Origin of the sequence: Mesobaculum littorinae (assembly GCF_004011175.1) — a bacterium.
Lineage (GTDB): Bacteria > Pseudomonadota > Alphaproteobacteria > Rhodobacterales > Rhodobacteraceae > Tranquillimonas > Tranquillimonas littorinae.
In genome coordinates this window covers 68,900-91,337 of the sequence record NZ_RQXX01000005.1, presented here as the reverse complement: position 1 = coordinate 91,337, position 22,438 = coordinate 68,900, and the positions used below count along the sequence as shown (strand labels likewise).

The window sequence follows — 22,438 nt, the reverse complement described above, 5'->3', positions numbered from 1 at the left end:
CTCAGCGCGGGGCGGCTCTGGCCGCCGTGTCGTTGATGCTGAGCACCATATCGAGGAGAAGGGCGGAAGGGTCAAGGTTGACCGCCCGCCCGTGCCGACCCCGCGCGCCCAGGCTTTGGCTGAGATCCGCCCAGATGCGCCCCGCCGCATGGTCGGGCGCAAGGCGGGCCAGAAGCTCGGCCTCGCCCGGCACGGCCTCGACCGGCGGTGGCAGTCCCGCGCCGGTGCGGGCGAGGCGGGCCAGCAGCGTGTCGATCAGGTGAAGCGCCAGTTCGAAGCGCGGCGCGGCATCGCGGCCCACCATGCTGTCGGCAAGCTTCAGCGCCCGGGGACGGTCCATCCGCGGCGCTTCGTGCAGGGTCGCGGCAAGGTCGGCGTAAAGGTCGGGGCCGTCCAGCTGCTGCAGCCGCAGCGCCTCGCCCACCGACCCCTGGCTGAGCGCGGCAAGGCGCGCGGCGTCACCGTCCTCGGGCGTGAAGCCCGCGGCGGCCAGAGCGGCCTCGACATCCGGGACGGGCAGGGGAGACAGCCGCAGGGTGCGGCAGCGCGAGCGGATCGTGGGCAGCAGACGGTCGGGCGCGTGCGACACCAGCAGGAAAGTCGCGCGGGCGGGCGGTTCCTCCAGCACCTTCAGAAGGGCATTGGCCGCCGAGGGGTTCATTTCGTCCGCCGGGTCGACGATCACAACGCGCCGCCCGCCATCGGCCGAGGACATGGAGAAGAAGCCGCGCAGGCGCCGCGCCTCGTCCACGGTGATGACCTGTTTCAGCCGCTTGGCCTTGTCGTCCCAGGCGCGTCGCAGGAGGAACAGACCCGGTTCGGACAGTGCCGCCACCCGCCGCGCGACCGGGTGGTCGGCTGGCACGTCCAATGTCGCGGGCGGTTCGGGCGCGACCGGAAGGCCGGGACCCGCATCGGGCTGGGCCAGGAGGAACCGCGCGATGCGCCAGGCCAGCGTCGCCTTGCCCACGCCGCGCGGGCCGGTCAGCAGCCACGCGTGATGCAGCCGTCCGCTGGCATAGGCGCGCAGGAATTCGGCTTCGGCGGCGTCCTGACCGTAAAGCGCCCGCGTCTCGCGCGGGTGCGGCGCGCCGGGAACGCGGTCGGGTTCGGGGATGTCCTCGTCGCTCATGCCCGGTCCGGGGTGCTGGGGGTGTCGGAGGGGGAGCCCGAAGCCCGGCCGAGGCGGGGCAGGACGAGGTCGCCGATCTGCTTGGCCAGGTCCCCGGGCGCGGTGTCGCCGTCGAAGACCACGAAGCGGCCGGGCGCCGTCTCGGCCAGGTCGAGGAACCCGGCGCGCATGGTGCGCTGCAGCTCGGCGCCGAAGCTTTCGAAACGCATCTCGCCGCCGTGACGCGCCACGGCGCGGGCGAGGCCGGTTTCGGGGGCGACGTCGATCAGGACGGTCAGGTCGGGTTCGACCCCGATCATCAGCGCGTGCAGCGCATCGACCTTGTCGCGCAGGTCGTCGCCGCGCGCGCCCTGGTAAAGCCGGGTGGAATCGGCGAAGCGGTCGCAGATCACCACCGCACCGCGGTCCAGCGCGGGCCGGATCGTCCGTTCCAGGTGATCGCGCCGGGCGGCGGTGAAAAGCAGGATCTCGGTCTCGGCCGACCAGCGGTCTGGATCGCCTTCAAGCAGCAGGCGCCGAACCTCCTCGGCCCCCGGCGATCCGCCGGGTTCGCGCGTCAGCACGACCTCGTGTCCGGCCGCGCGCAGGGTTTCGGCCAGCCGCCGCGCCTGCGTCGACTTGCCCGAGCCGTCGATGCCTTCGAAAGAGATGAAGCGCGGAGCGGGTGCCCCGGCCCGGCTGATCGCCTGACGCGTCACCGGATCACCAGAGGTCGGGCGTTTCGCCGACCCAATCGCGCATCAGCACGCCTGCGGCGGTCTTCAGCCGGGGGACGAACCCGCCCTTGGGCACCGCGCGGGCGGCGACCAGCGGCACCCGGGTTTCGGGCAGGCCGTCCAGCGGGATCACCAGCTCGCCCAGTTCCTGCCCCTCGGCGATCGGCGCCTCGAAGGGGGTGGTATAGGTCACCTGCGCGGTGATCGCCTCTTGCTGCAGGGCGGGCAGCAGCAGCGAAATCTGCTCGGGTACCACCAGGTCGACGGTGCGATGTTCGCCCATCCACACATCGGCGGTGGTGATCCGGGTACCCTCTTTGACCACGGTCTTCTCGACGAACTGGCGGAAGGCCCAGGATACGATGCGCTCGGCCTCTTCGGCGCGCGCGGTCTCGTTCGGCAGGCCCGAGATCACGAAGACGATGCGCCGCGTGCCCTGACTGGCCGAACCGACAAGCCCGTATCCCGCCTCCTGCGTGTGGCCGGTCTTGAGCCCGTCCGCCCCGATGCCCAGGCCCAGTAGCGGGTTGCGGTTGTTGTGGTTGGTCGGCACGCGGCCGTCGAATTCAAAGCTCTTCTGCGCGAAATAGCCGTAATATTCCGGGAACCCCTCGATCAGGCGGACGGCGAGGATGCCGAGGTCGTGCATGCTCATCCGCTGGTTCGGGTTCGGCCAGCCGCTGGCGTTGGCGAAGGTGGAATTGTCCATCCCCAGATCCTCGGCCCGCTGGTTCATCAGCCGGGCAAAGGCGTCCTCGGACCCGGCGAGGCCCTCTGCCACCACCACGCAGGCGTCGTTGCCCGATTGCACGATGATGCCCTGGACGAGCTGCTCGACCGTGGGGCGGTCGTTTTCGTTCAGGAACATCGACGAGCCGCCCATCGCCCGCGCCTTGGACGACACGGCAAAGCGCGTCTCCATCGTCACCCGACCGTCGCGCAGGGCCTCGAACAGCATGTTGAGCGTCATCAGCTTCGACATCGAGGCCGGCGGCAGCGGCACGTCTGCCTCTTTCGACATCAGCACGGTGCCGGTGGTCAGGTCGTAGACCCAGGCCGCGCCGGCGCGGGTGTCGAAGGCGGCCCGGGCGGGCAGGGCCAGCATGGCCATCACCGTGGCAAGGGAAAGAAGGCGGGCGAGCGCGATCATCTGGAGGCGTCTCCTGCTGTTGTCTGGCGGCACGCGGAGGCTCCGCGGCGGATCTGGTCACGTCGGGTCGGGCCGTGGCGAAGAGCCGTGGCCCGACCTCTTGCGGCCGGGATACGTGCTGCGGGCACCCTAGTCTGCCACGAAATAGGCATCGTTGTAGCCCAGCCCCTTCACTTTCGCGAGAAGCGCGTCACGCTCGGTCGCGGTCGTCGCCGGTCCGGCGACCACGCGCCAATAGGACTTGCCCTGAAGCTGCTGGGTGCGCACCGTCGGTGTCACGCCGATGTTGCGCAGCGAGGCCGCCGCGTTCTGTGCGTTCTGCTCGACCGAGAAGATGCCGATCTGGATGAACGGCCGCGACAGTGACGACGTTGCTCCGGCCGCGGGTGCGGCAGAGGGCGTCGGCGCGGGCATCGGGGCACTGCCCGCGCTGTCGAGCGGGGTGGTCGAGATCGTGTCGGCCGCCGCCAGCGCGGTTTCGGGCGCCGGCGCGTCGGGGTCGTCGGGATCCACCGCCTGCGGCGCGGTGCCGGGGGTGGGCACCGGGGCCTCGGTCTCTTCGCGGCGCAGGGCGGTGACGTTCAGCTTCTGCGGCTGGCCCGCGATCATTCCCAGCGCCTCGGCGGCGTCCGAGGAGACTTGCAGCACCGGCCCCGGGTTGTTGCGCTCGCGCCGGAACAGGGCCCCGATGACAAAGCTGTCGTTGGCCGGATTGCGGATGATCACGCGCTCGGGTTCGTCGACCTCCGGATGCGCGACCCAGACGCCGCCCAGCGACGGGCGCCCGTCCCAGAGCCCGCTGTCGGTCACCTGGAACACCTCGGGCGCTTCGACGTCACGCTCGACCGAGGCTCGGGTGGCGGGTGCAGTGGCCACGGCGTCGTCGTCGCCGCTGCCTCCGAGGCCCAGCTTCAGTCCGCCGCCGTCTTCGCACGCCGCGAGGGTCACGAGCCCCGCCAGCAGCACGGCCCGTCCCAGCGCGCCAGTCTTGATCATGATCCCCACTCCCCGCGCGGATCATTGCCGCGCCATGCCTCGGTCTTTTCGTTGCGGCGAAGTCTAACGGCGCGGGCGCGTCATGAAAAGCGCCCTGCTGGCGGTCGGACCGCGACGGGCGCTGGAACGCCGCCGGCTTTCGTGTCACAAGACGCCCGCGGCACCCCGGGTTCGGTCCGGCCGCCGCGGAGGAGTGGCAGAGTGGTCGATTGCAGCGGTCTTGAAAACCGCCGTGCGTGAAAGCGTACCGTGGGTTCGAATCCCACCTCCTCCGCCATTTTCCGACGAGAAAAGGTAGGACACTCGGGACTGTTTCCTGACCCCGCCGTCCTGCCCTTTGCCTGAGGCGGCCATTCTTCGTCTCGGGTGACGGTCGGGTGCGATGAAACCTCCAGCGCCGGTTGCCAGGGGGTGATACGCCCTTGCGGTACTGGTCTGCATTGGGACGGGCCCGGCACGGGAAATGCCTGGGCTCAGATCGCGGCAAACGTCAGAGAGGCATGATCTGCGCTGGCAGGCAGGACGTGCTGAGGCTGCCTTTCCGGTCGGCGCGGAACGAGGCGTCCACGAAGACCGGGTTGCACAGGAAGGGTGACCGGTGATTCCGACGCTCCGAACTTCCCGCGCTTCCTGTCCCGGCCAGAGTTGGGCCCTGCACTGGGCCCGTCGTTTTGGAGCTTGGCTTCGACGAAACGACCGATTGTGCGACTCCTATCTGTCCAACCGAACGACCAGTGCCGGTGTCTTGGTCGCAAGATTACCGCGCGGGACGAGCGGGACGACCGGAACAAGCGGCGCGCGTTCGATATCGAGGTCATAGCTGCCATCGTCTCTGCCTGAGGCTGCAGATTCCTCTGCCGTCCTCCGGTGACGCAGAGGATCATGGTCGGCGAATCGCGCTAAGTTTACCGAAGTTAACGCGCGCCCCGCCGGAACTGCCGCCCGAGGCAAGACACCGCTGGGCCGACGGGAGGGTCGCGGTGTAGGCATTTCTACACGTCCGGATCCGCCGGATGGGTGAGCCGGGAAACGTCCCGGCCTCTTCAGCGCGAATACTTTGAAATACGAGCCCTGCAGTTTTTGCATGGCCGCTATTCGTCTGATCAGCCCTGTAGCGACATAGGCGCGCATGCTGCGCAGCTCAGTCGATAGTGGAGGAGACTACATGAACACGCACGTTTCTATCCTGGCCACCTGCGGGCTCGCGCTGGGGCTGGCCGTTCCGGCCGCGGCGCAGGACGTGGATCGCACGGACTGGCCGTCCAGCTTTACCGTCGGCACCGCCAGCCAGGGTGGCACCTACTTCGCCTACGGGTCTGGCTGGGCCAACCTCGTCGCCGACGAGCTGGGAATTTCGGGCGGCGCCGAGGTGACCGGCGGCCCCATGCAGAACATGGCGCTCGTCCACACCGGGGACCTGGCATTCGGGATGACGACCCTGGGCCCCGCACGCGAAAGCATGGAGGGCTCCAACCCGATCGCGCCCGGTCTCGAGATGACCAACGCCTGCGCGATGTTCCCGATGTACCAGACGCCCTTCTCGGTCACCGCCCTCAGCTCGTCCGGCATCGAAAGCATCTCGGACATTCCCGACGGTGCGCGGATCGGCTTCGGTCCGGCAGGCTCGACCTCGGACACCTACTTCCCGCGGATGATGGACACGCTCGGCGTCAACTACGAACGCCGCAACGGCGGCTGGACCGACCTTGGCGGACAGCTTCAGGATGGGCTTCTGGACGTGATCGCCTTTGCCGCGGGCATTCCGGTGCCGGCTGTGAGCCAGCTCGAGGTGCAGACCGACGTCAACATCATCGCCTACACCGAGGAAGAGCAGCAGCAGCTGATGGACGCGTTCCCGGTCTCGGAGTTCGAGATCCCGGCCGATACGTATTCCACCCTGTCCGAGCCCGCGCGGTCGGTGTCGATGTGGAACTTCGCGATCGCAAGCTGCGACCTGCCCGAAAGCTTCGTGAAAGAGGTGGTCGGCGTGGTCATGTCCGACAACGAGCGCATGGTGAACATCCACCGTGCCGCCCAGTCGACGCTGGCCGAGAACGCCGAGAAGAACACCGTGCTGCCGTGGCACCCCGGTGCCGCGGCCTGGTTCCGCGAAAACACCGATGTCGAGATTTCCGACGACATGGTCTTCGGCGGCTGACGCCCCCGAGCATCCGGATCCGGGCCCGGGCAACCAGGCCCGGATCCATCACCATCTTGGGAGGGGGAGCGAGATGTCCCAGACGACAGCGGATGAAGAACGCAACATCGCCGAGGGCGTCGACGAAGAGGTCGTCGAGGGCAACCGGCGCATCTTCGAGGGGTGGAGGTTCGCGGCCATCGCCATCGCCGCGGGCCTTTACGCGGCGTTTCACATGGCGGCTCTGACGGGCCTGTCGATCTCGTCCATGACGGGGGTCAGGCTGCCCCTGCTGCCCACGTTCCCGATGGAGACCTGGAACTTCCGCATCGTCCACGTCGCCGGCGCGCTGATCCTGGGCTTTCTTCTCTACGCACCGAACGGCTTTCCGAAGGATAGGGCCGACGAGACCAGGCCGATCGGCGTCATCGCCCTGGTGCTGGGGATACCGGCCATCCTGTCGCTGATCGTCGCCATCTGGTTCGCCCTGCAGATCAATTCCGGCGTCCAGTGGACGGGCATGGACCCGACCATCAAGTTCCGCGAGACGTGGCTATTCGGCGCGCCTCTCTGGCTTGCCACCTTCGGGGGCATCGGGCTGAGCTGGTGGCACCGGCGCGTCCGTTCGGGCTTTGCCATCCCCGACATGGTCCTGTCGATCTGCGCGGTGTCGGTCGCGGTCTACCTGATCGCCATCTACGGCACGCTGATGCGCAACTCGACCGGCACACCCTTCGCGCCCATCGGCATCTCGATGGCGGCGGTGGCGGGCAGCGCGCTGATCCTGGAGATGACGCGCCGCGTCGCGGGGCTTGCGCTGGTCGTCATCTCGGCGATCTTCCTGCTCTACGTCTTCACCGGGCAATACCTTCCCGGGTTCCTGAATTCGCCGCGGATCGAATGGGGGCGCTTCTTCAGCCAGCTCTATACCGATGCCGGCATCCTGGGGCCGACCACGGCGGTCAGCTCGACCTACATCATCCTCTTCATCATCTTTGCCGCGTTCCTGCAGGCCTCGAAGGTCGGCGACTACTTCGTCAACTTCGCCTTCTCGCTGGCGGGCCGCGCGCGGGGCGGTCCGGCCAAGGTGGCGATCTTCGCGAGCGGCCTCATGGGGATGATCAACGGCACCTCGGCGGGGAACGTGGTCGCGACCGGGTCGCTGACGATCCCGTTGATGAAGCAGGTGGGCTACAAGAAGAAGACCGCCGGCGCGATCGAGGCCGCGGCCTCGACCGGCGGGCAGATCGTGCCGCCGATCATGGGCGCGGGCGCCTTCATCATGGCCGAGATCACCGGCATTCCCTATACTGACATCGCCATCGCTGCGATCATTCCGGCGGTTCTCTACTTCGTGTCGGTCTATTTCATGGTCGATTTCGAGGCCGCGAAGCTTGGCATGGAGGGCATGAGCGAGGACGAGATCCCCTCGACCCGGGCCCTGATGAAGAAGATCTTCCTGTTCATCCCGATCCTGATCCTGATCTTCGCACTCTTCATGGGATACTCGGTCATCCGGGCGGGCGTCTACGCCACGCTGGCCGCTGTCGCGGTCAGTTGGCTGACGGTCAATCGCATGGGCCCGCGAAAGATCGCCAAGGCGTTCGAGATGGGCGGCGTCATGTCGATCCAGATCATCGCGGTCTGCGCCTGCGCGGGCATCATCGTGGGCGTCATCAGCCTGACCGGCGTCGGCGCGCGCTTTTCCTCGGTGTTGCTCGACCTTGCATCGACATCGCAGCTTCTGGCGCTGTTCTTCGCGATGTGCATCTCGATCCTGCTGGGCATGGGCATGCCGACGACGGCCGCCTACGCGGTTGCCGCCTCGGTGGTGGCGCCCGGTCTGGTGCAGCTGGGCATCCCGGCACTGACGGCGCATTTCTTCGTGTTCTATTTCGCCGTTCTGTCGGCGATCACGCCCCCGGTGGCACTGGCCAGCTACGCCGCGGCGGGAATTTCGGGCGCCAACGCGATGGAGACGTCGGTCGCGTCCTTCAAGATCGGGATCGCCGCATTCATCGTGCCCTTCATGTTCTTCTACAACGGGGCGATCCTGATGGACGGCACGTGGTTCGAGATCATCCGGGCCGGCATCACCTCGATCATCGGGGTCTACCTGCTGTCGGCGGGCGTCCAGGGGTGGTTCGTCCTGGGCCGGGCCAGCTATGTCACGCGGGGGCTTCTGGTCCTCGCCGCGCTGTCCCTGATCGAGGGCGGGGTGCTGAGCGACCTTCTCGGCGTGGCTCTGGTGGCTGCCGCCTACGCGATTCACCGTCTCTCTGACGCGACCATCTCGGCGACCGAGCTGCTTCGCGGTCGCGACAAGACAAGCACGAGCTGATCGTGCCGCGGCGCGCGCCCGCCCTGGGTCGGGGCGCGCGCCATCGCCGTCAGGCGACGGAATGACCGTGCTCCGTCAGCGTCGCTCTACGTTGCGTGGATGGAAAATCCGCTCAAGAATGTCTCGATGGTAGAGCGACGACAGGTCATGACCGACGAAACCGCCACGGGCGCAGTCGCGCCGCACCGCAGCTCCAGGGCCGGGTTCGGCACCCCCGCGAAGCCGCGGCGGGGCCGCCGCCGGCCCGTCTGGCGGACGCTGACCCTTTACGCGGTCGTCGCCGCGGCATTCGGTCTTTTGGTTCTGACGCTACTGATCGGCTTCTTCCAGGATCGCGCGACCGAGCAGGCCCGGACCGCCACGACCGGCATGGCCGAGATGGTCGATAGCTGGTTTTCGCACTACTCGCCGCTGCCGCATCTTCTGGCCCGCGATCCGCGTGTCATCGATGCCATGGCGAACAACGTCGCCGCCGAAGACCTTGGCTGGCTGAACCGCGAGCTTGCGATCTGGAAGGACCGGACGCAGACTTCGGATATCTACCTGATCGCGCCCGACGGAACCACCGTCGCCGCGTCCAACGCGGATACCGGCGTCAGTTTCGTCGGCCAGAACTTCTCGTTCCGCCCCTATTTCCAGGACGCGATGGAGGGCGAGACGGGGCACCTCTTCGCGCTGGGCACGACCTCGGGTCTGCGGGGGTCCTACGTCTCGGCGCCGGTGCAGGACGGGGCCGATGTCGTCGGGGTCGCGGTGGTCAAGATCTCGATCGAGCCGCTCGAACTGGCCCTCTCCAATACGCCGCACGGTGCCTTCGTGACCGATGAAACCGGTGTGATCATCATCTCGAACCTCGAAGAGCTGCGGCTGTCGTCGCTAGAGCCGCTGACACCGGAAAACGTGGCCAAGATCACCCGGACCCGGCGCTTCGACCTTGCCAGCATGGCGTTGGCCCCGATTGCGTCTTCGGGCAACTGGGGCCCGGACAGGCCGCTTGTCCGCGGTCCGGCGCAAGACGGCTCGGGGACGCTGCGCACCTATCTGCACCTGACCCAGGCGCTCAGCCAGAACCCGTGGACCCTGCACCTGCTCTACGACACGTCACCGGCCCGCGGTGCGATCCTGACATGGAGCTTTCTGGCGTTCTCCCTGGGCCTTGCCGCACTGGCCATGGGCGCGCTTGCGCTGGGACGGCGCCGGCGCCTGATCGAGCGGTTGAACGAGCGCGAGCGCGCGGAGCGCGAACTGGAGCGCCGCGTCGCGGTTCGCACCATTGCCCTTGAAACCGAGGTGAAGGAGCGGCGCGCGGCCGAAACGACGCTGCGCCAGACCCAGCGCGAACTTGTCCAGGCCGGCAAGCTCGCGGCGCTGGGGCAGATGTCGGCGGCGCTCAGCCACGAGTTCAACCAGCCGCTGACGGCCATTCGCACCTATGTCGAGAATGCGGTGGCCTTTCACGAGGCCGGCAAGAACGAGCGGGCGTCCGACAACCTTGAGCGGGTTCTGAGGCTGACGGAACGCATGGCGCAACTGTCGAAGCATCTCAACCGTTTCGCCCGCAAGTCCGACAATGACATGCACGCGGTCAAGATCGACGCCGTGATCGACGAGGCGCTCGCCCTCCTGTCCGGTCGGATCGAGCGTTCCGAGGCCCTGATCGTGCGGGAGGGCACGCAGGGCCTTGTCGTCATGGGCGGCGAGACCCGGCTTCAGCACGTGGCGATGAACCTTGTCGGGAACGCGATAGACGCCGTGCCCGAGGACCGCTTGCCGCGCATCACCATCCGCACGACCTCCCGGGGCGATCACGCGCAGATGGTTGTCGAAGACAACGGAACCGGTATTCCGGACACCGTCGCGGACCGGATCTTCGACCCGTTCTTCACGACCAAGGAGGTCGGGCGCGGGCTGGGCCTGGGCCTGTCGATATGCTTCAACATCGTCCGCGACTTCGGCGGCACGATGGTCGCCGAAACACGTGCCGAGGGCGGCGCCCGCGTGACGGTCACGCTGCGTCTGGCCAAACCGCAGCGGAACAGCACATGAGCGAGCCTGACATCATCCTTGTGGACGACGACGAGGACATCCGCCTTTCGCTCAGCCAGACGCTCGAACTGGCGGGGCACGACGTTCTGGCCTTTGCCCGCGCCGACCGCGCGATCGAACGGATCGGCCCGGATTTCGGCGGCGTCGTGGTGTCCGACATCAAGATGCCCGGTATGGATGGCCTGCAGTTCCTGGACGCCATTCTCGACATAGACATGGCGATACCGGTCGTCATGATAACCGGCCACGGCGACATCCCGCTCGCCGTCGAGGCGCTTGGCAAGGGCGCCTTCGATTTCATCGAAAAGCCCTTCGCCAAGGATCGGCTGACGAGCACCATCGAGCGCGGCATCGATCACCGCCGGATGACGCTGGAGCTGCGGGACCTGCGTGAAACCACGACGGTCGACAGCCCGCTCGACAGCCTGATCCTCGGGAACTCGGCCCCGATCGCAGAGCTGCGCCGCAAGGTCGCGACGATCGCCGAAAGCACGATCGACGTCCTGATCGTCGGGGCGACGGGGACGGGCAAGGAACATGTCGCGCGGGCGATCCACCATATGAGCGGCCAGGGGAGGGAGGGCCCCTTCGTCACCGTCAACCTGACCGCCTTGCCGGAATCGCAGATCGAGATCGAGCTTTTCGGCTATGTCGCCGGTGCCTTCCCCGGGGCCGCGCGGTCCCGCATCGGCCGGCTGGAGCACGGGCGGGGGGGCACGATATTCCTAGACGAGATCGGATCGGTTCCCCTGTCCCTGCAGGCAAAGTTGCTGCGTGTCATAGAGGACCGCGCGATCGTGCCGCTGGGCGCCTCAGATCCGGTGCCGCTCGAGGCGCGCTTTGTCGCGTCCAGCCGATCCCCGCTTGAGCCGCTGGTCGCGGCGGGCGAGTTCCGGGACGATCTGCTTTACAGGATCAACCCCGTCACGATCCATCTTCCGGCGCTGGCCGACCGGCCCGAGGATCTGCCCCGACTGTTCCAGAGGTTCGTCACCGACGCGGCCCGGCGGTTCAAAAAGCCCGAACCCGCGATCACGCCCGAGCGGCTGATCGAGCTGGGTCACCGGACCTGGGCGGGGAACATGCGGGAACTTCGCAACGCCGCGGAGCTCTTCGTTCTGGGGTTGGAGAGCGAGATGCCGATCGAGACGGCGGCCGGGCAGACGCTTCCCGAACGCATGGACCGCATCGAGCGCGGTATCATCGCCGCGACGCTGGCCGCGCAGAACGGAAGCCTGAAGGCGACATACGAGGTGCTGGGCCTGTCTCGCAAGACGCTCTACGACAAGATGCAGAAACATGGTCTGCGCCGCGAGGAGTTCTCGAGCTGAGCGATCAGCTTCGTGGGCCCCGTCGCCGATCTCGCAGAAGGCTCGAAGGCTCGAAGGGTCGGGGCCTGGGGGCCGCATAATCACTGCAAAAGACATGCCCGGCGCGGGTAGACCCCGATCTCGGACCTGGCGGCGCTGGTCTGCCGTGCGGCGTGGCAGGGGCGTCAGTCTGGGCCCGCGGCCGCCAAACACCTTCGGCACGGGGGAGGGCTGGCCATACCGCCCTTGATTGACAGAATCCGCCGATCACGGAGATAAATCCGGCAGGAGGAGAAGACCCAATGACCCATCGCATCGCTCTCGCAGCGTTACCGTTCCTGACCCTGACGGCGCCCGCCATCGCCCAGACGTCCTGTGCCGACATGGCCGGGGCGGCGCCGGAGGGCGTCGAAATCACCGAGGCGACAGAGACTGCGGCCACGGACGAGATCCCCGTCGATCACTGCCTGATCCGGGGGACGATGGCCGAGCGGACCGGCGCCGACGGCCGACCTTACGCGCTTCGCTTCGAACTGCGGCTGCCGGACGACTGGTCTGGCCGCTTCATGCACCAGTTCAACGGCGGCAACGACGGCAAGGTCGTGCCGGCGCTGGGCGCGGGCGCCGGCGTCCCCACGAACGACTCGGCCTTGCAGCGCGGGTTTGCCGTCGTCTCCAGCGATGCCGGCCACGACGGCGAGGCCAACCCCGAGGCGGGACTGGCCGGATCGAATGCCTTCGGCCTGGAGTTCGAGGCGCGGCGCATGTACGGATACGGTGCCGTGGCCGCCCTGCATCCCGTGGCGCTGACCCTGACCGAGGCGCATTACGGTCGCGCGCCGGACTATGTCTACGGGTACGGGCGATCCAACGGCGGCCGGCACGGGATGGTCGCCGCCAGCCGAATGCCCGACGCGTTCGACGGGATCCTCGCCGGGTATCCCGGGTTCAACCTTCCCCGTGCCTCATTGCAGCATGCCTGGGATGTTCAGACGTTCCTGTCTGTCGGTGAAACCCTGCCCGAGGCGTTCAGCCGCGACGAGATGCGCATCGTGGCCGATGGGATCGTCGCGGCCTGCGACGATCTGGACGGACTTGAGGATGGCATCGTCTCGGCCCCCATGCAGTGCCAGACGGTCTTCGATCCCGCCGCGCTGATCTGCGACGGCAACAGCCGTGATGACAGCGTCTCCTGCCTGCCGGAAGAGAAGATCGCCGCCCTGCAGCGGATCCATGCCGGGCCGACCAACGCGGCGGGCGATGTCCTTTACAGCGACTGGCCATGGGATACAGGCCTTGCGTCCGAGGACTGGCGCTTCTGGAAGCTGGAAAGCCATATCCCGCCTTGGGACCACCAGCCCCTGATCGCGGTGATGGGCGCGGGATCGCTGTCGCAGGTCTTCACCACCCCGCCGACCGAGATGGCGGGCGATCCCGAGGCGCTGCAACAGTTCCTGGTAGAGTTCGACTTCGACACCGACGCGCCGAAGATCGATGCCACGTCCGAAGCGTTTCCCGAAAGCGCGATGGAGATCATGACGCCGCCAGGCTCGGACGACCCGAAGCTGGCCGAGTTCCAGGCCGCCGACGGGCGCATGATCATCTTCCACGGCACGTCCGATCCGGTGTTTTCGTTCAACGACACCGTCGACTGGGTCGAACGGCTGGGCGAGAATGTCCCCGAGGCCGACAGCTTCGTGCGGTTCTACCCGGTTCCGGGCATGCCGCACGGCCAGGGCGGGGCCTCGGCCGATGAATTCGACCTGCTTGCGGCGCTCACGGACTGGGTCGAGGATGACGTGGCCCCCGACCGCGTGACCGCCACGATCCGCGACGACAACGAAGCCGCGCCCGAGGCGGTGCGTGGCACGACGCGTCCGCTCTGCCCCTATCCGGCCGAGCCGAAGTACCAGGGCGGCGACACGGTGACGGCGGACAACTTCGCCTGCGAGTGAGCGGTCCGCCTCACGTCGGGCCGGAGCAAATCGGGCGGGGCAACTCGGGCCGGTGCACGTCGGGCCGGTTAAAGCTGGGCGGGCGTGGGTCCGCCTTGCCTGGGGCGGGCCGGTGCGGCGACGGATGGCGGGGCCACGCTGGGGGGCGGTACGGCGCGCTGACGTGGCCTTGCCCTTCGGGGCGTACCCCCGGTGTCGGCCGTTTGCCTGAAAGGGGCGCTCGGGGTCCCTTGGTCAGGCGGGCGGCGCTCAGCCCACCTGTTGCGCGGGCATGGCCTGCGCCACGCGGAAGTTCCAGCCGATGATCGCGTTCAGCACCATTGCCCCGATGCAGGAGTAGAGAACGCCGTCCAGCGGCAACACCAGCAGCGCCAGCGCAAAGATCACCGCGTCGAAACACATCTGGAACCAGCCGGTGCGAAAACCCGTCCGCTCTTCGACGATCAGCGCGAGTATCCCCAGGCCACCGGCCGAGGCGCCATGCCGGAACAGCGCGATCAGCCCGACGCCGCTGCAGGCCCCGGCCAGTATCGCGGCCAGGAAGGGTGGCAGCGTCTCGAACCGGATGAAGGCGCCCAGAAGGGGCGAGACCACCGAGATGCCCACAACGGCGGTGATGGTCCGCAAGGTGAAACTGGCGCTGCGGCGCACCCAGGACAGCCAGAAGAACGGCAGGCTGATCAGCACGAAGAAGACGCCGAAATCGAGCGGCAGCAGGTAGGACAGAAGCACCGCGGCCCCTGCCGTCTGCCCGGTCACCAGCGCCGCGGCCTTGAGGAACGTCACCCCGAGCGATGCCATCAGGATGCCGAAGGCAAGGCCCTGGGCGTCGTAGATCGAGATCGGCGATTTCAGGGTCATTCTCTCATCTCTCCGGTTCGGTGTCGGTCCGCGGGGCAGGCACGGGGGCCGCGCAGGCATTGGGTGCTGCGCGCAAGGCCGCACCTCTTTCCCACTCCGTCCTCGCCCACCCAACCTTGTCCGGCGGACGGGGCAGGGCGACAGGTCCCCGCGCTGCAAAACGGTGCCCCCGCTCCATCATGCGGAAATGCCGCGGGTGCAAGGGTATGTGACGGATGTCGTGGTCCCGGCCATGGGCGGAACCCGCGGTGTTCAGGGCCCCTCCCGGGCCGCCGACGCGCCCATCGGCGGCAGTGTGGGCGCCCAGTCCCCCGGGTGGACATGGCGCGGCTGGGGCGGACGGGCCGGGCGGATCCGTGAGGTGTCATCGCCCCACGCGCTGCGCGGGGGAAAGGGCCTCAAGGCCCTCCGGTGTCTGGCCGGCGACCATCTGCGCCAGTATCGCCGCCGTGGTCGGCCCGAGGGTAAAGCCCTGGTGCCCGTGGCCGAAGTTCATCCACAGGCCCGGATGCCGCGGCGCGGCCCCGACCAGGGGCAGCATGTCGGGCAGGCAGGGCCGGGTGCCGGACCACTGCGGCTCGTCCACGCGGGGGCCCAGTTCGATCAGGTCGGAGACCCCCACACGCCCCCGCTCAAGCTGGCGCGGATCGGCGGGGCTGTCCCGGGCCACCAGCGCGGCGCCGGTTGACAGGCGCAGCCCCCCGGCCATCGGTGCCGCGACGATCCCGTGCGACACGTCGAGAAAGGGGCGAAGCGGCGGGCGCGGCGCGGTGAAATGGCCGTGGTAGCCGCGCTTGCAGACCATCGGGATGCGGTAGCCGAACTTGGCCAGCAGCCGCGGCGACCAGGGGCCCAGGGCGATGACCGCATGCTCTGCAGCGACGGGCCCCTCTGCCGTGTCCACCCGCCAGCCCGCGCCCTCCTGCCGCAGGCTGGCGGCATCGCCGGTCAGCAGGCGGCCGCCGCGCCGGGCAAAGAGCGTGGCATAGCCTTGGGTCAGATCGCCGGGCGCGGCACAGCTCCAGCTGTCCAGCCAGTGGATCACCCCGGCGGGCGGCCTCAGGAAGGCGGGATCCTCCCGCGCATAGTCCTGCCCCGTCACGGCGCGGAACCGGGTGCCATAGGCGTCGCGCACGCGCTGCGCGTCGGCCACGGCGGCGGCATAGGCGGCCGGGTCGCGAAAGAGGATGCCCATCCCCTCCCGGGTAATGAGGTTGCCAAGGCCCGCCGCCGCGATCAGCGGCGCGTGATCCCGGGTGGACCGCGCGGTCAGCCGGGCATAGGTGCGCGAAATCGCGGCGTGCCGGGCCGGGGCGGAGTTGCGGAAATAGCGCCAGAGGGCGGGCAACATCCCCGCCACGCCGCCCGCCGTCCAGGTAACGTCGTTGCCCCGGCCAAGGGCAAAGCGCATCAGCGTCAGCGGATCGCGCGGCAGGGCATAGGGTTCGGCCGCCTCGGCCTGGATGATGCCGGCGTTGCCGAAGGAGGTTTCGCGTCCCGGCGCCCCGCGATCGACAAGCGTGACCGCGTGTCCCGCCGCCTGCAACGCCAGCGCGCTGGACACACCGACCATGCCGGCACCGAGAACGAGGAAATCTGCCATGCGACGGGTCCGGAGCTAGCGTTGGTGGTCAAGCGGCGCGGTGCTCTGCGACGCCCCGACCCCTAGGCGCCGCGCTTCGCGTCGTATCCAGGCCCGGCCGGTGACGGGGGACGCGACCATGGCGACGATCATCGGGCGGCCCTGCGCGGTGGGTCGCATCGGCGGCGGGTCTTGGACATCGGGTGCAGCGATGCGGTCGTCCCTGGCCGGATCCGCTGCGTCCCTTGGCGGGCAGGCGGTCGGGACAATGCCGACCCGCGCCTGTCCCGAGACGGTGGCGGCATGCCTTCGGGCCGTGTGGGGGGAAGTGCGATCTGTCCGCGGTGTCATTGGCCCCTGGTTTCCGATCGAAGACCGCGCAGCCCGCTATCCGCAGGACCGGGCAGTGAAGTGCTTTGGGAGCTATAGAACGCGGTTGCGTCCAGTGAAATGCCTGCCCGTCGCTGACGTGGTTCCGGGCGGAACGAAGGTGACCCGGGCGGGTCACGGCACCCGACGCAAGCGCGTCCCCCGTTTCCCGTGAAACCGTGTGCCAGCCTGCGGGACCGACGCCTGAGCCGCAGCAATCCGGCAGCAGGCAAGCGGGCGCGGCGCCAGTTACGCCGCGGGTGCCCGTGGCCGGTGTCGCGCAGGCCGGTTTCGGCCCAGCCAGCCCGGTCAGAGACACTCCTTCTGACGACCGGGCCTGCTGACGAACCAGAACCATGTCCGGCCAACCCGTGGGCAACGCGGTCTCTGTGCGCCGGGGTTTCCCGGCCCAGGGTCCAGGGCGCCGGGCCCGGAATGGTTTTCGGGCCCCGGATGCCGCCTGTCGTTCTGGACGGCTTGGGGCAGGCGCGGCCTCCGCCGTCAGGCGGCGTCGGCCAACGCCGGGTCGAAGATCAGCGACCGGTGCGCGGCGACCCCCGCCATCACGCCCGCCGCTGCCGAAAGGGTCGCGTTCGCCATCGGGGTGGCAAGGTCGCCCGCGGCGAAGACGCCCGGCACCGTCGTTGCCTGCTGGCCATCGACGGCAAGATAGGCGCCGGTCGGCCCCTCCTGCGTGGCGCAGCCCAGCACCGGACCTATATTGCTGGACAGCTCCGTTTGGGGGGCCACGAACAGCGCCGCGAGGGGGATCCGCCGCCCGTCGGCCAGCGCGACCGCCTGGATCCGCGGGGCAGGACCGACCAGACCGGTGACCGGCACCTCCTCGATATGCGCGCCGCGCGCGGCCAACGCCTGTCGCTGCTCCGGCGTCGGGGTGACGATCCCTTGGGTGAACAGCGTCGTCGGGCCCCAGTCGGGCAGCAACATCGCCTGATGGATCGCCATGTCGTTCCGGGCCAGCGCCCCGATCGGCTGCTGGTTCACCTCGTAGCCGTGGCAATACGGACAGTGCAGGACGCTTGCCCCCCATCGTTCCTCCAGCCCCGGGAGGTCGGGAAGCGTGTCGCGGACGCCATGGGCCAGGATCAGGCGGCGCGCCGCGATATCCGTGCCCGTGTCCAGCGTCACCCGAAAGCCCTGCGGCGCGCGCCGTGCGCTTTCGGCGTGGGCCTCGCGCACCATCACGGTGGGGTAGGCGGCCAGTTCCTGTCGCAGCGCGGCTGCGATGTCCGCCGGGCGCCGCCCGTCCTGCCCGGGAAACCCGTGCGAGGTCGCGGCAAAGCGGTTTCGGGGCGCCCCGTGGTCCAGCACCAGAACGGCCCGCCGCGCGCGGGCAAGCTGCATGGCCGCCGAAAGGCCCGCGAAGCTGCCCCCGATGATGATGACGTCGAATTCCATGCTCTCACCCGTCCTGTCAGTTGATGAAACACCGAAAGTTACTTGATTCGCGGACGCGGGGCAAGGCGCGAAACTTTAACTGTTGCGAAAGGTGTGCTAGGCGAGGGCGGCCCAGCCAGAGGACCCACCCATGCCCCGCGATCTACGTATGTCCCGCATTCTGCACGTCCTCATCCACATGGACCGGCATGTTGCACGGGCGACCTCGGACCAGATCGCGGGCATGATCTCGACGAACCCGGTGGTGGTGCGCCGGATGATGGCGGGGCTGCGGGACAGGGGGATCGTCACGTCGGAAAAGGGGCATGGCGGCGGCTGGCGGCTGGCACGCCCGCTGACCGAGGTGACGCTGCGCGATGTCTACGAGGCCGTCGGCGCGCCGGTCCTGTTCAACGTCGGCCCCACCGCCGAGCCATCGGACTGCCTGGTCGAAAAGGCGGTGGATGCCCGGCTGGACTCGGCGCTGCGCGAGGCAGAGGCGCGGTTGCTGACACAGTTCGCCGCCATCAGGGTCGAAGACGTCGTGCAGGATTTCGAGCGCGATTTCGCGGACCACGTGAAGACGCAGGGCGAGCGGCGCGTCTGCGGGGGCCATACGCCGGACGGGGACGCGGGATAGCGCAGGCGCTTCGGCCCCTGCCGGCGGACGCCGCGCGCGGTGCTGTCCCGGGGTTCAGGTCGCAGGGAGTGGCGAAACCTCCCCGCGCAAGGACCGTCGCCGGATCGCCTGTCGTGGCGACCCGGCGACTGTCCGGTGATCAGCGTCGCGTCGCCCCCGGGGGGAACACAGGCCATCGGATCCGTCCCTGCCGCTGCACATCAGGCGCCGGGCGCGCGCGGGCACCTCGTTGCTCGCCGTCTCGACCCCGGGGTTACCCCTCGCCCCGCCAATGGCCGGCGACCGGAGGCTGTCCTGAAGACGCCTTTAGAGGCTCAGCCGTGGTAATCCGCGTCGCTGACTTTCTCCATCCAGGTGACGGGGGTGCCGTCGATGCTTTCCTGGATCGCGATGTGGGACATGGCCGTGTCGGGGGCGGCGCCGTGCCAGTGCTTTTCGTCGGCCGGAAAGAAGACCACGTCGCCCGTCGTGACCTCCTCGACAGGGCCGCCGTCGCGCTGGACGCGGCCACGGCCGAAGGTGACGATCAGGGTCTGACCCGCCGGATGGGTGTGCCAGGCCGTGCGCGCGCCGGGGTCGAAGGTGACATGCGCGCTGCTGGTGCGCCCGGGCGGATCGGCCTGGAACATCGGGTCTAGCCGGACCTTGCCGGTGAAATAGGTGTCAGGCCCGGGGGAGGAGGGCGTGCTGCCCGCACGGGTGATCTTCATGGAATTCATCCCTTTCTCGATCGTATGGCTCGGGCCGGCGATAGATGGCCCGGGTGGGGTCGGGGCGGGGGCGCCAGACGAGCCGCCGACGAGCCGCCGACGAGCGGGAAACGCACCCCGGGTCGGAATGGCTCCGCCCCGGGGTACCCGGCCGGGGCCGGTTCACGTGAAACTATGCCGTTACGCGGGGCGTCGCTTTCAGCTCGGGTGAGGCCCGTCTGCACGTCGTGGCTGGCCCCGCACAACGTCGAGGGAGCGCTTCGTTCGCCTGCATCTGGACCGCCCCTGCAGGCGCTGTCTCTGGGATGAGGGCGGGTAGGGGGCCACGTCACGGCCCCTCTGCCAACCGTCCCGCTGCTTCCTGTGCTCCGGGGCTGGAGCTGGGCCCGCGGTCGGGCCCGTGAGGGGCCGCGGCGACGGTATCCCTCAGTATCAGCTGGTGTTCGAGGTGCTCGATACCGTCGGGGGTGCGCTTGCCCGCGATCAGCCGCAATTGACCCTTCATGCTGCGCTCGCCCAGTTCCGCGGCCAACTGCGACACCGTGGTCAGCGGGGGAATTGCCAGTGGGGCCTACATCGTGTCGGTCGAGCCGACGATTGCCGTGGGGCTTGTCTTGGCCACGATCAGCGCGGGAACTGCCTGCCGGGCCTCGGAGGCCTTGAAATGCGCGTTGATCATCAGGCCTTGGTCGACGGGCAGCCCCGCCTCGGCCAGCGCGTCGAGGTCGCCGTTCGCCCGGCCGCGCTTCTCGGTCAGCGGTGTCGTCGTCTTGAGCAACGCGATTCGGCGGTGGCCCATCTGGATCAGGTAACTCAACATCTCGCGCGGCGCGGCCGTCGACCTCGATCTTCGGGAACGGGTCCAGAGCGGGGTCCGAGGTTTCGCCGCAGACCACGATGGGCAGGCCGGCCCGGGGATTTTCCCGCGTGCGGGTGCCCAGCTGCCCCGCGTGCCCGATCACCACGATCCCGTCCCCCTGCCGTGAATTGGAGATGTCGACGAGACCGCCATCGCCGGGGCGGTCGCTGTTGGTGCCCTGTACCCGCATGGCATAGCCCGCCTTGGGCGCCACGCGGGTAATCCCCTCGATCACCTCGGCATAGACCGTGTCAACGACCGAGGGGGACGGCACCAGGATGATTCCGGTGTTGCACATGCGTAAATTCCGGTCGGGAAGTTCGGCGCACAGCCCGGATCGTTGATCACTCATGGATCCGCTTGCGGGTCTTCTGGCTGACGCGTTCGGGGTCGTTGAAGAACCGCGACACGGTGGCCACGGACCTGTCCCCGCGCTCTGCGACGTCCGACCATTCCAGCTCACACCCTTTCCGAAGGGTCCTTTGCATGCCCGACACTGCCCCGCTGATCGTTCTTGAAACCGGTTGGACCGTTTCCGAAGGCACCCGAACCATGCCCCTGAGCGTGCCGGGCGACGTGCATTCCGCGCTGATCGCGGCGGGCGAGATCGGAGATCCCTGCCGGCGCGACACCGAGGTGTCGCTGGACTGGGTGCGCGCGGCCACGTGGTGCGTCGCGACCAGCTTCGACTTCGATGGCGAGACCGGGGGACGACGTCGACGGCTGGCCCCTGACCTTCGACAGCATCGACTGCGTGGCCGAGGTGGTTCTGAACAGCCAGAGCCCGGGCCATATCCACACCCAGGGCCTGCGCCACGATTTCCCCATGGGCCCCTGCTGGCAGGGGGCGAAACCGGCTTGAGGTGCGCTTTGCCTCGGCTTCACGGACCGCGGCCGAGCGGGCGGCGCGCAGGGCCTTCCCCGTGCCCTACCAGGCGCAGGACTCGTGGCTGGGGCGCAACGACTTCCTGCGCAAGACCCAGTGCGACGCCGGGCGGGACTGGAAGATTGCCCTGTCGGCGCTGAGGTTCCGGGGCGGCATCCGCCTGCGCCGCACCGGCGCCTGCCGGCTGGACGACGTGATGTTCCGAAAGCACCACCATCCCGCTGGCAGGGTGACGCTGGAGGCCAACCTGCACTGGCACGCAACGACCCGGTCGAGGGCCCGGCCCGGCTGACCTAAGCCGGAGAAGGCTACGAGGCGACGCCTCGCTGCCTGCCGGGGCAAGACGCCACGCGCCTTTCGGTCGACATCGTCACGCCGACGCTCTGGTGGCCGGCGGGCAAGGGGCGCAGCACCGCTACGCCGTGACGGCGGCGTTCGGCGGCAAGACGCGGCGCTATCGGATCGGCCTGCGCCGGATCGATCTGGAGACCGGTCGTAACGACACGGGGCAGAGCTTTGCCTTCTGCCTCAACGGGCGCGACGTCTCCATGCAGCGGGCGAACTGGATCCCGGTCCACACGCTGCCCGAACGGGCCACGCCCGATGTCGGGCGCGACCTTCTGACCTCGGCCCGCGAGGCGGCATGAACATTATCCGCGTCCGGGGGCGGCCAGGATGAAGTGGACTGGTCCTCCGACATCCGCTCCGAGCTCGGTCTGCTGGTCTGGCAGGATTTCCTGTTCGCCTGTGCTCTCTCCCCCGCGCAGGATCACGGCTGACTGACCTCGGTCCGGACCGAGGCGGATCAGCAGATCAAGCGGCTGTCGGCGCCTGCCTGGCTGGCGCCCGGTGTCGCCCTCTGGTCCTCCTCGCTCTCGGTCGGGCGGATCTATGTCGGCGACGGCCGGCACGATGATCGCTAGGGCGACATGCACGTCTCGGACGTGTGGCAGGCGTCGAAGGATTTCGAGCGCGCCCGCACAGTGCGCCCGCGCTTCTGCTCAGCGTTCGGGGTCCAGTCCTATCCGTCGAACCGCGCGACCGAGACCTTCGCCGAGCCGCGCGAAAGCTACGTGTCGTCCCCGGTTATGGACGTTCACCAGCGCAATGTCGGCGGCAGCAGCCGCATCGTCGATACCATCTCGCGCTCTTTCCGGATTGCCGACAGTTTTGCCGACATGAGGTGGCTGAGCCGGGTGTCGGAGGGGCCGGCGAGGAACGCGGCGATCGAGTCCTGGCGCGCGAGCAAGCCGAGCAGGACGGGCAGGCTGCACTGGCAGCTGAACGACACGTGGCCGGCTGGGCCGGTCTCGACCATGGCGGGCCCTGGAAACGGGTGCGCTACATGGC

At 68.7% G+C, this 22,438-nt stretch carries 21 protein-coding genes, 1 tRNA gene and 1 pseudogene; 11 read left to right on the top strand and 12 right to left on the bottom strand.

The genetic code is table 11. The features are described 5' to 3' along the window. Position 1: 1 nt before the first annotated feature. The 4 genes from EKE94_RS14510 to EKE94_RS14495 all read right to left on the bottom strand — a co-directional run bounded on the left by EKE94_RS14510 (position 2) and on the right by EKE94_RS14495 (position 3,994). Entirely contained in the window at positions 2 to 1,132 is a 1,131-nt protein-coding gene (locus EKE94_RS14510) for a DNA polymerase III subunit delta' (protein ID WP_127907353.1), read from the bottom strand. After that, entirely contained in the window at positions 1,129 to 1,830 is a 702-nt protein-coding gene (gene tmk, locus EKE94_RS14505) for a dTMP kinase (protein ID WP_235856045.1), read from the bottom strand. The genes EKE94_RS14510 and tmk overlap by 4 nt, the downstream gene beginning before the upstream one ends. Positions 1,831 to 1,834: 4 nt before the next feature. Beyond that, the gene (locus EKE94_RS14500; protein ID WP_206615094.1) at positions 1,835 to 2,995 is read right to left on the bottom strand and encodes a D-alanyl-D-alanine carboxypeptidase family protein; all 1,161 of its coding nucleotides are present in this window, start codon (positions 2,993 to 2,995) and stop codon (positions 1,835 to 1,837) included. A 132-nt stretch (positions 2,996 to 3,127) separates the two neighbouring features. Continuing rightward, the gene (locus EKE94_RS14495; RefSeq protein WP_127907351.1) at positions 3,128 to 3,994 is read right to left on the bottom strand and encodes an SPOR domain-containing protein; all 867 of its coding nucleotides are present in this window, start codon (positions 3,992 to 3,994) and stop codon (positions 3,128 to 3,130) included. A 187-nt stretch (positions 3,995 to 4,181) separates the two neighbouring features. Between EKE94_RS14495 and EKE94_RS14490 the strand changes: the two genes are divergently transcribed. From EKE94_RS14490 to EKE94_RS14465, 6 genes are all read left to right on the top strand, one after another. Further along, positions 4,182 to 4,271, top strand: a tRNA-Ser gene (locus EKE94_RS14490). A gap of 888 nt (positions 4,272 to 5,159) precedes the next feature. Beyond that, positions 5,160 to 6,152 (top strand): TAXI family TRAP transporter solute-binding subunit, encoded by a 993-nt coding sequence (locus EKE94_RS14485; protein ID WP_127907350.1) that lies wholly within the window; start codon positions 5,160 to 5,162, stop codon positions 6,150 to 6,152. 73 nt (positions 6,153 to 6,225) lie between these two features. Further along, on the top strand, positions 6,226 to 8,472 hold the full coding sequence (locus EKE94_RS14480; RefSeq protein WP_127907349.1) for a TRAP transporter permease: 2,247 nt from the start codon (positions 6,226 to 6,228) through the stop codon (positions 8,470 to 8,472). Between the two features lie 147 nt (positions 8,473 to 8,619). After that, a complete protein-coding gene (locus tag EKE94_RS14475; protein WP_164870968.1) occupies positions 8,620 to 10,518 on the top strand; it encodes a sensor histidine kinase in 1,899 nt (632 codons plus the stop codon). Then, positions 10,515 to 11,849 carry a sigma-54-dependent transcriptional regulator gene (locus tag EKE94_RS14470; protein WP_127907347.1) on the top strand — a complete coding sequence of 445 codons (1,335 nt, stop codon included), beginning with the start codon at positions 10,515 to 10,517 and terminating at the stop codon, positions 11,847 to 11,849. The genes EKE94_RS14475 and EKE94_RS14470 overlap by 4 nt, the downstream gene beginning before the upstream one ends. Before the next feature lie 281 nt (positions 11,850 to 12,130). After that, positions 12,131 to 13,783 carry a tannase/feruloyl esterase family alpha/beta hydrolase gene (locus EKE94_RS14465; RefSeq protein WP_127907346.1) on the top strand — a complete coding sequence of 551 codons (1,653 nt, stop codon included), beginning with the start codon at positions 12,131 to 12,133 and terminating at the stop codon, positions 13,781 to 13,783. Between the two features lie 249 nt (positions 13,784 to 14,032). On the opposite strand, the gene EKE94_RS14460 is transcribed toward EKE94_RS14465, so the two are convergent. The 3 genes from EKE94_RS14460 to EKE94_RS14450 form a co-directional block, all read right to left on the bottom strand. Beyond that, entirely contained in the window at positions 14,033 to 14,644 is a 612-nt protein-coding gene (locus tag EKE94_RS14460; protein ID WP_127907345.1) for a YitT family protein, read from the bottom strand. A gap of 364 nt (positions 14,645 to 15,008) precedes the next feature. Continuing rightward, positions 15,009 to 16,247, bottom strand: coding sequence for an NAD(P)/FAD-dependent oxidoreductase (locus EKE94_RS14455; protein WP_127907344.1), 1,239 nt, complete (start codon positions 16,245 to 16,247; stop codon positions 15,009 to 15,011). 849 nt (positions 16,248 to 17,096) lie between these two features. Continuing rightward, entirely contained in the window at positions 17,097 to 18,014 is a 918-nt protein-coding gene (locus EKE94_RS14450) for an NAD(P)/FAD-dependent oxidoreductase (RefSeq protein WP_127907343.1), read from the bottom strand. A 130-nt stretch (positions 18,015 to 18,144) separates the two neighbouring features. Between EKE94_RS14450 and EKE94_RS14445 the strand changes: the two genes are divergently transcribed. Continuing rightward, positions 18,145 to 18,633 carry an RrF2 family transcriptional regulator gene (locus EKE94_RS14445; RefSeq protein WP_127907342.1) on the top strand — a complete coding sequence of 163 codons (489 nt, stop codon included), beginning with the start codon at positions 18,145 to 18,147 and terminating at the stop codon, positions 18,631 to 18,633. Between the two features lie 314 nt (positions 18,634 to 18,947). On the opposite strand, the gene EKE94_RS14440 is transcribed toward EKE94_RS14445, so the two are convergent. The 4 genes from EKE94_RS14440 to EKE94_RS14430 form a co-directional block, all read right to left on the bottom strand. Next, positions 18,948 to 19,343 carry a (R)-mandelonitrile lyase gene (locus tag EKE94_RS14440; protein WP_127907341.1) on the bottom strand — a complete coding sequence of 132 codons (396 nt, stop codon included), beginning with the start codon at positions 19,341 to 19,343 and terminating at the stop codon, positions 18,948 to 18,950. Between the two features lie 328 nt (positions 19,344 to 19,671). After that, positions 19,672 to 19,848 (bottom strand): hypothetical protein, encoded by a 177-nt coding sequence (locus EKE94_RS18715; protein WP_164870967.1) that lies wholly within the window; start codon positions 19,846 to 19,848, stop codon positions 19,672 to 19,674. 66 nt (positions 19,849 to 19,914) lie between these two features. Further along, positions 19,915 to 20,163, bottom strand: a complete 249-nt coding sequence (locus tag EKE94_RS14435; RefSeq protein WP_127907340.1) for a substrate-binding domain-containing protein — start codon at positions 20,161 to 20,163, stop codon at positions 19,915 to 19,917. Positions 20,164 to 20,546: 383 nt separating this feature from the next. Next, the gene (locus EKE94_RS14430) at positions 20,547 to 20,690 is read right to left on the bottom strand and encodes a LacI family DNA-binding transcriptional regulator (protein ID WP_127907339.1); all 144 of its coding nucleotides are present in this window, start codon (positions 20,688 to 20,690) and stop codon (positions 20,547 to 20,549) included. Between EKE94_RS14430 and EKE94_RS19240 the strand changes: the two are divergent. The 4 genes and pseudogenes from EKE94_RS19240 to EKE94_RS14420 form a co-directional block, all read left to right on the top strand. Continuing rightward, positions 20,689 to 20,850, top strand: a pseudogene (locus tag EKE94_RS19240) (hypothetical protein); the annotation flags it as partial. The gene EKE94_RS14430 and the pseudogene EKE94_RS19240 sit on opposite strands and share 2 nt — an antisense overlap. 46 nt (positions 20,851 to 20,896) lie before the next feature. Then, positions 20,897 to 21,064: a hypothetical protein gene (locus EKE94_RS18710; RefSeq protein WP_164870965.1), complete on the top strand. Its 168-nt coding sequence runs from the start codon at positions 20,897 to 20,899 to the stop codon at positions 21,062 to 21,064. 1 nt (position 21,065) lies between these two features. Next, a complete protein-coding gene (locus tag EKE94_RS14425) occupies positions 21,066 to 21,380 on the top strand; it encodes a hypothetical protein (protein ID WP_407940916.1) in 315 nt (104 codons plus the stop codon). Positions 21,381 to 21,474: 94 nt separating this feature from the next. Then, on the top strand, positions 21,475 to 21,735 hold the full coding sequence (locus EKE94_RS14420; RefSeq protein WP_127907337.1) for a hypothetical protein: 261 nt from the start codon (positions 21,475 to 21,477) through the stop codon (positions 21,733 to 21,735). Positions 21,736 to 22,184: 449 nt separating this feature from the next. Here the strand turns inward: EKE94_RS14420 and EKE94_RS14415 are convergent, their stop codons facing one another. Next, positions 22,185 to 22,406, bottom strand: coding sequence for a hypothetical protein (locus EKE94_RS14415; RefSeq protein ID WP_127907336.1), 222 nt, complete (start codon positions 22,404 to 22,406; stop codon positions 22,185 to 22,187). Between the last annotated feature and the right edge of the window lie 32 nt (positions 22,407 to 22,438).